The sequence below is a fragment of the Amycolatopsis sp. genome (assembly GCF_036008905.1).
In the GTDB taxonomy this organism is placed as follows: Bacteria; Actinomycetota; Actinomycetes; order Mycobacteriales; family Pseudonocardiaceae; genus Amycolatopsis.
In genome coordinates, this window is the sequence record NZ_DASYMU010000178.1 from 1 (window position 1) to 12,141 (window position 12,141).

Below are 12,141 nucleotides of genomic sequence, written 5' to 3' on the forward strand. Positions count from 1 at the left end.
GGGGCACGCGTGGTCGAGCGCGCTTTCCAGGAAAAACGCGTGATTGCCGAGCCGTGACCGCGCAACCGCGTACACCTCGTGGCCTTGCGCGGTGTACGCGATGACCGTGGAGCGCACCGCCACTGACCACGCCGCCGGGCACAACTCTTGCCACCGATCGCGGTCGGTGTCCCATACCGACACCATGCCGTCCAAATCAGACAACCGATCGTTGATCCACAACGCCGCGCGCACAGGCGTCACCAGATACACCCCCGGCCCGGCCGTGAGTCGCTGCATCCGGTCTGTCTGTGGGTCCGGGTGTCCCAGCCCAGGCCGTTGATAGCCATGCCAATGCATCCCTTCGGCACGCCACCACGGACCCCACCGCAACTCCCCAGCCACCCGCGTCAGCGCGCTCATACCCAACCGCCCCGCACCTGCGAAATCAGCGCGTCTTGTACTGCCGTTCCATTCCCTGACCGGTAACCAACGTCGGCCGGGTGAATCCACCACGACCACGCGCCGTCGGCGGTCTCCGTCGGCGGAAGCGGCACCAGAGACCCACCCCTGACCAGAGTCACGCCCGCCAAACACCCCAGCGCCCCGCACAACCGTGTCCCCTGGGTCACGATCAGACGCGCGGAGTCGCCGTCAGGGGAGCGCATCACCGGGCACGACCTCGTCGCACCGTCGTCCGTCGCCAACGCGGCCGAAACCAGGTCCGACGAGACGTTGAGCACCTCGAACTTCTCGCCGACGCGCGCCAACACACCATAGGGAGCGACCGACCACCACGACCACGCCTCACGCGCCACCGACATAGACCGGCCCGACACCATCACCGGCACCAGCCCAACCGTGGGCAACCCGGTATGCCCCTGGGTGTAGCGCTGCCCATCCCACACCGACCCCGGCACCACACCCCACCCATGGCTCACCAACTCCAAGACCTCCGACCGCACGAACTCACGCCGGTCCGCGTGCATAGCCAGTTCCACCGCCATCACGCCTCCCTTCGACGCGACGTCATGCACGCGGGTGGAACACGGCGGGGCCGGGGGCCGGGAACGCTGCTTCCCGTGTTCTCTCCCCGGCCCTGCCGTGGGTACAGCCCGGCCGCCCCGTCCGGGGATGCCACGGCGGGGGGCGTACGCGGCGACGGGACGGCCGGAGCATCAGAGACGGACAACGCCGCCAACAAGCGCGCGAACGGACCCGGCCGACGCAACCGATGCCGCGTCGCGCCCAACCGTGCCTCCACAGTCCGCATCGACGTCCGCGCTTCCAAGAACAACCGGCACGCGGAGCACACCTGGCCCGGTGCCGCAGCCATCGACGCAGGCAAGAACTCGACCCCACACAGCGCCATGTACACGCCGCCTGACGACAGTCCCGCAGACATCGCCTCATCGGCCACCGCGTGATCCACCGGCCTGCCCGACGACGTCACCCACGTCATACGAGCCCGCATCGCCACCGTCACCACAGCACCTCAAGTTCCACCAGGTAGACAAGCCGCCCTAGCTCAGTCCACATATCCGCTCCGTACGCTCTGAACTCGACTAAGATCGAGTAATCCGCTCGATGCTCAGACAACCAGCGGACGTCGCTTACGGGAGTAGCCAGCAGGGGTGGCCATTCACGGGGGTGGCCACAAAGGGGAGCCAGAACGGCTCCATGAAATTGGTTTCACAACTGGCAGGGGTGTAAGGATGGGCGAGCCGACGATTGGGCCCATGCTCCGAAGCTTGAGGCGCCAGTCTGGCCGGTCTCAGAAACAACAGGCTGAGCTGTTGTCTGAACTGGCGGGGCGACCGGTGACCCGCAACGAGGTTTCGCGGTGGGAAAACGAGTCGCGACTACCTACGCCCTACTGGCAGGGACACTCTGCCGCTAGTTTCGGCGTTGCGGTAGCAGACTTGGAGTGCGCTGTCATAGTGACGCGCACTGAACGTCGGCGCGAAAAAGTTGATCCCGAGGAGGTAGATGACCCCGTGCGACGACGTGATTTCATTGGCGCAATGGCGGCCATTGCATTACCCCTGTCCCATACTTCTGATCATTCGCTTGGGTCCAGGGTCGACAGCGAGGATGTGCGGCGACTATATAGCAGAAATGCACGCTTGCGGAGACTTGATAACTTTATGGGCGGCGCCGACACTTATAACCTATATGCGGCCGAGGTGTCGAACACCACGGATCTTCTTAAATCTGGTATCTACAATTCAAATACCGGCTTAAAGCTAAAGTCGCTTCTTGGTGAACAAGCGCAACTTGCGGGATGGGCTGCGTTTGATGCAGGACAGTACTCGGTTGCAAAAACTCACTACATGACCAGTCTGGCAGCAGCGGAAGAAGCTGATGATCTAGCCCTTGCAGGAAATGCACTCGCTTTTCTTGCATATCAAATGACCGCGACGTCGCAGAACGGTGTAAGCACAGCCGCCGCGTCGTGGGAAAAAGCGCAGAAGTCTGCTACGCCAAAAGTTCGAGCGCTTCTACTGGAACGGCTTGCGTGGTCCCACGCCGTAGCTGGCCAGGCCAAAGAGACCGATACCGCCCTCGCTTTGGCACGCGAGGCGCTCAACGCTCATGATGATCGGCCCGAGCCTGACTGGGTATTCTGGGTCGACGCTGTCGAAATGGACATCATGGCCGGTCGATGCTGGACTCAACTCCGACGCCCTTTGCGTGCTGTCCCAATTCTGGAGTCCGTACTTGAAGGCTTTGACGATACGCACGCCCGAGACAAAGCGCTGTACACAACTTGGCTAGCTGACGCGTATGTAGATGCCAGCGAAGTCGAGCAAGCCGCCGTTACGACTGTACGTGCCCTTGATCTTGCAACTGGTGTCGCATCTGTTCGTCCGAAAGCGCGGATAGAAGAAGTGTCACAGCGACTCAACCGTCACCGTGACACTCCCGAAGTAGCCGCTTTGATGGATCGGCTCGCGCGCTAGATGAGCGGAGGAGGCTACTCAACGGATGGGGCGGTGCTGGCGTCCAACCAGCGGAGGTAGGGATCTGAACCGGCGACCAGAGGTATAGCCGTAACCTCTGGTTTGTCCCACGCATGTGTAGCGATCAAATGCCGTTCCAGCTCGTCGTAGCGAGCTGCAACGGTCTTGAAAGTCACTTGCCACTCTTCTCCCTCGCCTGCCTCGCCGAGATGCCAGAAGAAGGACGACACTGGCCCCTGCACCTGCGCGGACGCCGCCAACCGAGCTTTGACCGCTGAGCTGGCCAGAAGCGAGGCCGTCTCTCGATCGCCTGCGGCGGTCATTACCAATAAGTAGTCAGCCATGAGCCGAGGCTATGACACGTCGGCGCGACGTGCATATGACCGGGTCACAAGTAGGTAACCAATCAGTGGTTAGCTCTAACACTTGTAAACACTCACGAGCCACCCACCCAGTCGAACGCCGGCACTCACCCGCCCGAGGATGTCTCTAGACGGTCGTCGTCGCCGAAAGGTGCGCGTAGACGACGATGTTGTCCAGGTAGCTGCGCGCCTTGCTGTCGAACTCACCGCCGCAGGTGACCAGCCGCAGGCCCGGATAGTCGACCTCGCCGTAGACGTCCTTGGCCGGGAACTTGGCCTTCGGGTACTGCCGCCGCGCGTCGACGGTGAAGGTCGCCGTCTTGCCGTCACTGCGTTTGACCCGCACCTTGTCCCCGGGCTTCAGCTTGGCCAGCTGGAAGAACACCGCCGGTCCGCGCACGGAGTCGACATGCCCGAGGATGACCGACGCGCCGGTCTCCCCCGGCGTCGGCCCGTTCCGGTACCAGCCCGCCTTGCTGAAGTCCTTCGGCACTTCGACCGTCCGGTCCTGGTTGAGCCCCAGCGACAGCAGCGTGCTGGTCACCCCGATGCTCGGCGCCTCGATGGACACCGGCGCCGAGCGGCCCAGCGGAGTCGCGACGGCCCGCGGGGCGGGGGACGCCGACGGCTGCGACTCTTCGACCGGGGCCTCGGCGGGCGGGTCCGCGATGACGGCCCCGGCCTCGGGGATGGTGCCCGCCTCGGCGACGGGTTCCAAGCCGACCGGTCGCGTGACCCCGGTCCAGATCAGGCCGGTACCACTGAGACCCAGCACGACCGCGACCACGAGCAGGATCGTCCGCACGCGCCCGCTGCGTGGCCGGAGCCGGGTGACTTCTTCGGGATAGACGGCGTTTTCCGTTGTAGCGTAACGGTAATGCGGCTCAGTCATCGTCTTCTTCCCCGCGCGGAGCCATTCGGTGCCGGGCGATGAGCGCGACCGCCGCGCCGGCGACCAGTACCCCGCCGGTGGTGGCCTGCACGAGACCGGTCGTGTCCTTCGCCTCCCCGCCCGCGCCGGTGTCCGGGGCGCCGGCCGGGATGATGACCGTCTCGGTGCCGCCCGCGCCCGCGCCACCGGCGAGGAAGGGGGCGACGGCCGCGAGGACCTCGTCCTTGCTCTTGGGGGTTTCGACGTCCCCCACGAAGACCCCGCCCTTGGCGGGCAGGCCGAGCAGGAGTCCGATGATCGCGGCATGCCGGGCCTCCACACCGAAGATCCCCGCCGCGGCTTGCAGGATGCCCTTGTCCTTGAGGAAGCCCGCGGCGCCGAGATAGGCGTTGACGCCGACGTTTTCGAAGGTACGGCTCGTGGTCAGGAAGTTCTTGCGGTTCTCGAACGCGTCGCCGAATTCGACCTTCGGCGCTTCGGCCGGGGTCCCGCCCAGCTTCTTGATCGTGTCGGCGAGCGTCTTGACATGTGACTCCTCATCGGACTGGATCTGTTTGAGGAACTTCCCCTCGATCCCGGAGAGCTGCACGGCTTTGTTGCCCTGGCGGTAGAACTCGGCTTCCAGGAACTCCAGTGTCAGCGCGAAGTTGAGCACTTCCACGTCGTTGGCGAAGTCCGCGGCCTTGGCCATGGCCCACCGGTTGTTCAACGCGCCGAGCGCGAGCCGGGGCGAAACGTCGGTGGCCTGACCCTTGATGAGATCTTGGTGGTTCATGAACGTGTTCCTTACTGGTTTCGGGGTCAGGACAGGAAAGGCTTGACGATCGTGGCGACTTCGTTCTTCGAACGCCGCTTCTCGATCGGCGCGGGGAAGGCGTTGCCCCCGATCAGTGCCGCCAGCACGGCCGCGTGCCGGGACTCCACTCCCGCGATGGACGCGGCGGCGCCCAGCACGTCGCCGCTCTTGATCAGCCCGACCTGACCGTGATAAGCCGTCACCCCGACCTCTTCGAAGGTCGAGGCGGCCTTCAGGAAACTCAGCTTGTCCTTGAAGGTATCCGCGGGGAACTTGATGGTCGGCTTGTTCACTGGGGTACCACCGAGCTGTTTGACCAGCGCCCGCACCGAGGTGACGTGCGAGCTTTCGTTGTCGGCGATCTCGGTGATCAGTTCGAGCTCACGCCCGTTGATCAGCCCCTTCTTAAGTCCGGTGGCGTAGAAGTCCGCCTCGAGGAACTCCAGCGTCAGCGCGAAATTCAGGATGTCGATGTCGCCTTTGTCCGCGGACTGGACGACCGCCGCCGCCGCCGAGGAGGCACCCGTCATCAGGCCGCCGGCCACCAGACCGGCTCCGACGCCGACCAGACCGGCCATCCGCAGGAAGGCCCGCCGGTCGGTCTCGTGAGCGATGCCCAGCACCGGTTCACCACCGAAAACCCTGTTTTTGTTGAACGGCCGCATCAGATACCAAACCTTCTTCTTCTCGCGCGAAACGCGCTACCCGCCGTCATGAAGACAGCAAGGGGCCAATGGAGAAAGAGCTTCGATTGAGCACGCGAATTCATCTGCACCTTGACCGGTGGATGAGGCCCGACCCCATATCTACCGTTACCCGCCCGAGATACAGGGAGCATCGCACATCGTTCGACCGAGCACCAGTACCGCTCGGCGATCTTTTATCGCAGCCGTCGCCGACCCACGAAGCCGCAGGTAGAGTGCACTTTTTGCGGGCATGAGCAGCCGCTGGAAAAAACTTCGAAGTCAGGGCAATCCGGCGCGCCGACGGCTACGAACTATTACCGGCAGATCTCGGGCCGCCCGGAAAACGGGCAGCAGGATCCGTTACCGAAGGGCACGGGCGAGCGCGATACTGGCGCTGCGGGCGGCCGCGATCACGACGTCCGGATCGGCTCCCGTGCCCTGCGCCGCGAGCAGCGAGGCACTGACGGTGTCGAAGACCATGGAGACGAGGAGCCTGTCCTGCTCGGTCGCGTCCTCCGCGACGAGGAGGTCGACGACGCGGCCGAACGTCGCACGGACGTCCCTGCCGTCCCCGGCGAGCCGCTTCATCACCGGCTGGTTGGCGTGCGCGAGGCGCATGAGCCGCAGACGCTCGGGCGTGGTGCTCCCGATCCAGCGCAGCGCGGCTTTTTCCAGCAGGTCCGGCGAGGCGGGCTGCGCGGCGATCCACTCGACGAGCTGGTCGAGCTCGGCGCGGCGCTCCTCCATGAGCCCCAGCACGATCGCGTCCTTGTTCTGGAAATGGTAATAGAGCGACGATTTCGTGATTCCGAGCGCGGTCGAGATGTCCCGGGTGGACGTGCCCTCGAACCCCTTCTCCGTGAAGAACTTCAGCGCGACACGGAGGATTTCCGCGCGCGTCTCCGCGCCGGTGCGCCGCTCGGTTCCCGCGGGGTTCGTCATGGGCCATCCCTTCGTCGTCCCCGAGTGTACTTGACTACCGAACGCCCGTTCGGCTACCTTCGCCATCACTGAACGAACGCCCGTTCAGTAGCTCCGAAAGAGGTAGCGCCATGAAAACCCCCATCCGCATCGCCGTCATCGGCGCGGGCCCCGGAGGCCTGCTGTGCGCCCGTGTCCTGCAACAACACGGCATCGACGCCGCCGTGTACGACACCGACGCCTCCGTCTACGCCCGTGACCCTGGCGGCACCCTGGACCTGCACGCCGACACCGGGCAGATCGCGCTGGAAGACGCCGGGCTCTTCGACGAGTTCCTCGCCCTCTCCCGGCCTGAAGGCCAGGCCAAGACCAGACTCGACCACCGCGGCACCGTGGTGTCCGCGTTCACCCCCAGCGAGGACGACGTCGCCGCGCCGGAGATCGACCGCGGCCAGCTCCGCGCCATGCTCGCCGAGCAGGTGAAGCCCGGCACCGTGCACTGGGGCCACAAGCTCGTCGCCACGACCCCCCTCGGCGACGGGACGCACCGCCTCGAGTTCGCCAACGGCACGACCACCGAAGCGGACCTCGTGATCGGCGCCGACGGCGCCTGGTCCCGGGTCCGCCGCCTCGTCAGCGACGCCGTCCCCCGCTACACCGGCGTCTCGTTCCTCGACGTCCATTTCGACGACTCCGACAATCGCCATCCGGGGATCGCGAAGATCGTCGGCGACGGCCACATGTTCGCCAACGACGGCGCCGGGAGCGCCATCATCGGGCAGCGCAACAGCGACGGCCGCATCCGCGGCTACATCGGGCTGACCACCGACACCGACTGGCACGAGAAGGCCGGGATCGACGCCGCCGACACGGCCGCCGTCCGGGAATTCCTGCTCAAGAAGTTCGACGGCTGGTCAGCCGACCTGCGCGCCTTCATCAGCGAGAACGACGGCGATTTCGTCCACCGTCCGATCTACACCCTCCCCGCTCCCCTCACCTGGCCGCACACCCCCGGTGTGACCCTGCTCGGCGACGCGGCGCACCTCATGACGCCGTGGGGCGGTTTCGGGGTGAACCTCGCGATGCTCGACGGTGCCGAACTCGCCCGCGCGCTCGCCGAGGAGGACACCGTCGACGCGGCCATCACCCGCTACGAAGCGGAAATGCTCCCCCGCTCCGGCGAACACGCCGTCGGCGCGAACGACGCCCTCGACCGCTTCTTCGCCGTCGACGGCGCCGACCCCGGCACTGGTCCGGACCACGAAGCCGAACACCGGCGCTGGGTCGAAGGCGCCGCCGAATACCGGCGCCGGCAAGCGTCGTCGGAAACCGGCGGGCCGATCGACGGTCTCTGGACCCTGAAGTTCCAGACGCCCAGCGGCGAGAAGCGGTCCGCGTTGTCGCTCAGTGCCAACGGAAACGCGTTGACCGGCAGCCTCGACGGCACCGCGATCCAGGACGGCCGGGTCGACGGCGACGAGATCGGCTTCACCTCCCACCTCACCTCGCCGTTCAAACTGAAGATCAAGTGCACCGCCTCGGTCGACGGCGACACTATGACCGGCAAGGCGAAGTCGACGATCATGTCGATCCCTTTCACCGCGACCCGCGAAACCGCCTGACCATGGACGTCCTCCTCCAGTTCGTGGTCCCATCGGCGACTGGCGGGCCGACGCGCCGCCCGCCGATTGGCGGCCGGCGATCCGGCGCCGGGAACGGCTGGACGTATCCGCTCTTCTATGGCGATCCTGGCGTTCGCCTTTTTCCTGACGGCCATCGCGATACGACCGACCGTCGCTTGACGGTGGTGTTTCCGGCACTGCCGGTGACCACTCTTCGTTATTGGGTATCGGCGAACATTCCGAGACGGAATTAATCCGCTCCGAGAGCCGTCCGGCGCTATGCACGGATCACCGCTTTAGTTAGCCTGCGGTACATGATTGCCACTGTTGTCTGGGGTACGGGCAATGTCGGGCGTGCGGCCATCCGTGCCGTCGAAGCCCATCCGGCATTGAAACTCACCGCCGTACTCGTCCACAATCCGGAAAAGGCCGGCCGCGACGCGGGCAGCCTCGCCGGGCTCGACTACGAATTGGGGGTCGCCGCCACCGACGACATAGACGCGGTCCTGTCCACCAGTCCCGGAGCCGTGGTGTACGCGGCGTCCGGTGACATCCGCCCGGACGACGCGCTCGCCGACATCACGCGGGCGATCCGAGCGGGGACGGTGGTCGTCTCTCCCTCGCTGTACGCACTCTACGACCAGCGAAACGCCCCGCCCGAACTCCGTGAACCGGTGCTCGCCGCCATCGCGGAGGGCGGCGGCTCGCTGTTCGTCTCCGGGGTGGATCCGGGCTGGGGCAACGATGTCCTGCCCCTGCTGGTCAGCGGGCTCGGCACCACCGTGGACGTGATCCGCTGCCAGGAGATCTTCGACTACTCCACCTACGACCAGCCGGATTCGGTCCGCTACCTCATCGGCATGGGGCAGCCGATGGACTACGAGCCGCCGATGCTCATGGCCACGGTCCCGACCATGGTGTGGGGCGGGCAGATCCGGCTGATGGCCAGGGGGCTCGGCGTCGAACTCGACGAAGTCCGCGAAACCGTCGACCGGCGCGCGCTCGAGACCACCGTCAGCACCAAGACGATGGGCGAGTTCGAGGCGGGAACCCAAGGGGCGGTGCGGTTCGAGGTGCAGGGCATCGTCGACGGCGAGCCGCGGATCGTCATCGAACACGTCACCCGCATCCACGAGTCCTGTGCACCGGACTGGCCGACACCGCCCAATCCGTCCGGGGCCCACCGGGTGATCATCGAGGGCCGGCCGCGGATCGAGGTCACCGTCGAAGCCACCGACGAGGACGAAAACCGCTCCGCGGGCGGGAACGCCACCGCCGTCGGCAGGCTGGTGAGCGCCATCGACTGGCTCGTCGACAACGAACCAGGACTTTACGACGCACTCGACATCCCGCTGCGCCCGGCAGTCGGCAAACTCGCGAGGAGACAAGAATGATCATCGACATCCCCGAGGACAAGGACGCCATCGGGTACGTGTGGGGCGAAATGGTTCCCGAAATCGGCGTCGCCGCCGCGAACTTCTCCCTTTCGGTCTACGCGAACACCACCCTCGGACTCCGCGAGTTCGAGGCCGCGCGGTTGCGTATCGCGCAAATCAACGGCTGTATTTTCTGTCTCGACTGGCGGACCGAAAGGGACGGGCAGAAAGTCGAGGAGGAATTCGCCGACGCGGTGACCGAATGGCGCACCACCGACGCCTTCGACGACCGCACGCGGTTGTCCGCCGAATACGCCGAACGGTACGCGCTCGATCATCATGGAATCGACGAAGAATTCTGGGCACGGATGACGAAGCACTACACCCAGCAGGAGATCGTCGAATTGAGCATGAGCATCGGCTCGTGGCTGGCCTTCGGCAGGCTCAACCACGTCCTGGGCATCGACACCGTGTGTGTCCTGCCGAGTCACAGCGGCTGAACAAGGTGAGCCGGGGCCGCTCGGGCCCGGCTCACCTTTTCGTCAGAAGTCGGTCGCGATGACTTTTTCGATGTTCCGCTCGGCCAGCGCGGTGATGGTGACGAACGGGTTGACACTGGTGTTGCCCGGGATCAGCGAGCCGTCGGTGACGTAGAGGCCCGTGTAGCCGTGCAGCCGGCCGTAGTTGTCGGTGGCCTTGTTCAGGATCGCGCCGCCGAGCGGGTGGTAGGTGAGATGGTCGCCCCAGATCTTGTAGACGCCGAAGAGGTCGGTCCGGTAGATCGTCCCCTCCTTCGCGTTGATCTTGTCGAAGATCGACTTGGCCATGTCGATCGACGGCTGCTTCCAGGCGGTCTGCCAGTTCAGGTCGACGTTGCCCGTCGCGGCGTTGTAGGAGAATTGCGCGCGGTTCGGGTTCTTGGTGATCGTGAGGTAGAACGACGCGAAGGTCTCGATCCCGGTCGGCAGCGGCGCGACCTCGGCGAACGCGCCGCCCGCCGCCCAGTTGTCGATACCGCCGGTGGGGATGGACGACTGGAGGCTGCCCGTCGGGTCCCAGAGGTGGTTGGCGCGGCCGCACATGACGTTGCCGTTGTCGCCCCAGCCCTTGCCGACCTCGCCGTTCAGGTTGGGCAGCTTGCCGGTGGCCTTCAGTTTGACCAGCAGCTTGCTGGTGCCCACGCTGCCCGCCGAGAAGAACACCTTGTCCGCAACCACGGTCTTGGTCAACGTGGTGGCGCCGGTGGTGTCGAGCTGGTCGATGACGACGGTGTAGCCGTCACCGGAAGCCGGGGAGACCGAGGTGACCTTGTGCAGCGGCGAGATGGTGACCCGGCCGGTCGCCTTGATCTGGGCGAGATAGGTCTTCTGCAACGACTTCTTGCCGTAGTTGTTGCCGTAAAGGATCTCGGCCACCAGCGCGGACTTGGGGACGGTTCCGGCCGCCTCCTGCTTCATGTAGTCCCAGTCGTACACCGCGGGCACGAAGACGAACGGGAAGCCGGAGCGCTGGGCGTGCTTACGGCCGACGCGGGCGTACTGGTAGCAGTCGGTGGTGTCGAACCACGCCGGGTCGATCAGGCTGACGCCGAGCCCGGAGTTGGCGCGCGGGTAGTAGGTGTTGTACATCTCGTCGGTGTTGACCGACGGAAGGATGGCGCCGAAGTTCTCCCGCTTGGGCGTCACCGCCATGCCGCCGTTGACCAGCGACCCGCCGCCGACGCCGCGGCCCTGGTAGACCGTGATGCCGCTGAAGTCCTCGGCGTCCAGGATCCCGGTGTAGCGGGGGATGTTGCGGTCGATCGGGAAGCCGAGGAAATTGCTGAGGGGCTGCTTCGTCTTGGTTCTCAGCCAGAACGACCGGTTGTCGGGGTTGGTCGTGTTGGCGAAGATCTTGCCGTCCGCCCCCGGGGTGTCCCAGGCCATGCCCATTTCGATCATGTGCACGTCGACGCCCGCCTGGGCGAGACGCAGCGCGGTGACGGAACCGCCGTAGCCGGTGCCGATCACGAGCACCGGAACATGGGCTCCGGGAGCGATCGGACCGGCCGCGGTCGTCGCCGCCTGCGCTGTGGTGGCGTGACCCGCGAGGGCCGCGACCCCCAATATAGAACCTGTTCCAGCGATGAATGTGCGGCGCGAGACCCCCGTGAAACCGTTACCTCGCTCCGTTTTTTCGCTCATGTGACGTTCCTCACTGTAGGCCGATGAGAACAAGTTATACTGACGCTTGAGTCCCAAGTCACTAGATACCCATCGGTAACTTGTCGCCGGTCGCCCGGCTGGAGCACAGGTCAGACACCGTCCACACCGCACCGCGCCCCTCATCGGAACCCCCCGAAGATCAAGACTCCACCCGAGAACACCCCGCACAGAAGTGCCGCCATCTGTCGACAGATGGCGGCACTGGATTAACCCCTGCGAGATGTCTTGCGGGCGGCGTTGTACTCCGCCACCGGATCCACCGCGCGCGGCCACGATCCGGTGCTGAGCAGGGTCCCGGTCGCGTGGATCGCGGTCCCCTTCAAGTAGTGGACCAGAACGC

Annotated in this window: 12 protein-coding genes; 4 read left to right on the forward strand and 8 right to left on the reverse strand. The window is 65.4% G+C overall.

Going from position 1 to position 12,141, the window contains the following annotated elements:
- The coding region (locus tag VGP60_RS30050) for a hypothetical protein (protein WP_327551508.1) at positions 1 to 234 on the reverse strand (234 nt) is incomplete at its 3' end.
- A 164-nt stretch (positions 235 to 398) separates the two neighbouring features.
- Positions 399 to 986: a hypothetical protein gene (locus tag VGP60_RS30055; protein WP_327551509.1), complete on the reverse strand. Its 588-nt coding sequence runs from the start codon at positions 984 to 986 to the stop codon at positions 399 to 401.
- A 933-nt stretch (positions 987 to 1,919) separates the two neighbouring features.
- On the opposite strand from VGP60_RS30055, the gene VGP60_RS30060 reads away from it, so the two are divergent.
- Positions 1,920 to 2,942 carry a hypothetical protein gene (locus VGP60_RS30060; RefSeq protein WP_327551510.1) on the forward strand — a complete coding sequence of 341 codons (1,023 nt, stop codon included), beginning with the start codon at positions 1,920 to 1,922 and terminating at the stop codon, positions 2,940 to 2,942.
- A gap of 14 nt (positions 2,943 to 2,956) precedes the next feature.
- On the opposite strand, the gene cutA is transcribed toward VGP60_RS30060, so the two are convergent.
- The 5 genes from cutA to VGP60_RS30085 form a co-directional block, all read right to left on the reverse strand.
- Entirely contained in the window at positions 2,957 to 3,286 is a 330-nt protein-coding gene (gene cutA, locus VGP60_RS30065) for a divalent-cation tolerance protein CutA (protein ID WP_327551511.1), read from the reverse strand.
- A 145-nt stretch (positions 3,287 to 3,431) separates the two neighbouring features.
- Positions 3,432 to 4,196, reverse strand: coding sequence for a class F sortase (locus tag VGP60_RS30070; protein WP_327551512.1), 765 nt, complete (start codon positions 4,194 to 4,196; stop codon positions 3,432 to 3,434).
- Positions 4,189 to 4,971 carry a ferritin-like domain-containing protein gene (locus tag VGP60_RS30075; RefSeq protein WP_327551513.1) on the reverse strand — a complete coding sequence of 261 codons (783 nt, stop codon included), beginning with the start codon at positions 4,969 to 4,971 and terminating at the stop codon, positions 4,189 to 4,191. The genes VGP60_RS30070 and VGP60_RS30075 overlap by 8 nt, the downstream gene beginning before the upstream one ends.
- Before the next feature lie 26 nt (positions 4,972 to 4,997).
- Complete coding sequence (locus VGP60_RS30080; RefSeq protein WP_327551514.1) at positions 4,998 to 5,615, reverse strand: ferritin-like domain-containing protein; 618 nt, start codon at positions 5,613 to 5,615, stop codon at positions 4,998 to 5,000.
- Positions 5,616 to 6,038: 423 nt separating this feature from the next.
- Positions 6,039 to 6,620: a TetR/AcrR family transcriptional regulator gene (locus tag VGP60_RS30085; RefSeq protein ID WP_327551515.1), complete on the reverse strand. Its 582-nt coding sequence runs from the start codon at positions 6,618 to 6,620 to the stop codon at positions 6,039 to 6,041.
- A 110-nt stretch (positions 6,621 to 6,730) separates the two neighbouring features.
- Between VGP60_RS30085 and VGP60_RS30090 the strand changes: the two genes are divergently transcribed.
- From VGP60_RS30090 to VGP60_RS30100, 3 genes are all read left to right on the forward strand, one after another.
- A complete protein-coding gene (locus tag VGP60_RS30090) occupies positions 6,731 to 8,221 on the forward strand; it encodes an NAD(P)/FAD-dependent oxidoreductase (RefSeq protein WP_327551516.1) in 1,491 nt (496 codons plus the stop codon).
- A gap of 314 nt (positions 8,222 to 8,535) precedes the next feature.
- Positions 8,536 to 9,615 carry a dihydrodipicolinate reductase gene (locus VGP60_RS30095; RefSeq protein WP_327551517.1) on the forward strand — a complete coding sequence of 360 codons (1,080 nt, stop codon included), beginning with the start codon at positions 8,536 to 8,538 and terminating at the stop codon, positions 9,613 to 9,615.
- A complete protein-coding gene (locus tag VGP60_RS30100; RefSeq protein ID WP_327551518.1) occupies positions 9,612 to 10,097 on the forward strand; it encodes a carboxymuconolactone decarboxylase family protein in 486 nt (161 codons plus the stop codon). The genes VGP60_RS30095 and VGP60_RS30100 overlap by 4 nt, the downstream gene beginning before the upstream one ends.
- 42 nt (positions 10,098 to 10,139) lie before the next feature.
- Here VGP60_RS30100 and VGP60_RS30105 read toward each other — a convergent pair whose 3' ends face one another.
- On the reverse strand, positions 10,140 to 11,702 hold the full coding sequence (locus tag VGP60_RS30105; protein WP_327551519.1) for a GMC oxidoreductase: 1,563 nt from the start codon (positions 11,700 to 11,702) through the stop codon (positions 10,140 to 10,142).
- Positions 11,703 to 12,141: the final 439 nt, after the last annotated feature.

Excerpts from the sequence above, each read along its gene's own strand:
- VGP60_RS30095 (WP_327551517.1), top strand. The coding sequence starts at position 8,536 with ATGATTGCCACTGTTGTCTGGGGTACGGGCAATGTCGGGCGTGCGGCC.
- VGP60_RS30070 (WP_327551512.1), bottom strand. The coding sequence starts at position 4,196 with ATGACTGAGCCGCATTACCGTTACGCTACAACGGAAAACGCCGTCTAT.
- cutA (WP_327551511.1), bottom strand. The coding sequence starts at position 3,286 with ATGGCTGACTACTTATTGGTAATGACCGCCGCAGGCGATCGAGAGACG.
- VGP60_RS30085 (WP_327551515.1), bottom strand. The coding sequence starts at position 6,620 with ATGACGAACCCCGCGGGAACCGAGCGGCGCACCGGCGCGGAGACGCGC.
- VGP60_RS30090 (WP_327551516.1), top strand. The coding sequence starts at position 6,731 with ATGAAAACCCCCATCCGCATCGCCGTCATCGGCGCGGGCCCCGGAGGC.
- VGP60_RS30100 (WP_327551518.1), top strand. The coding sequence starts at position 9,612 with ATGATCATCGACATCCCCGAGGACAAGGACGCCATCGGGTACGTGTGG.
- VGP60_RS30055 (WP_327551509.1), bottom strand. The coding sequence starts at position 986 with ATGGCGGTGGAACTGGCTATGCACGCGGACCGGCGTGAGTTCGTGCGG.
- VGP60_RS30075 (WP_327551513.1), bottom strand. The coding sequence starts at position 4,971 with ATGAACCACCAAGATCTCATCAAGGGTCAGGCCACCGACGTTTCGCCC.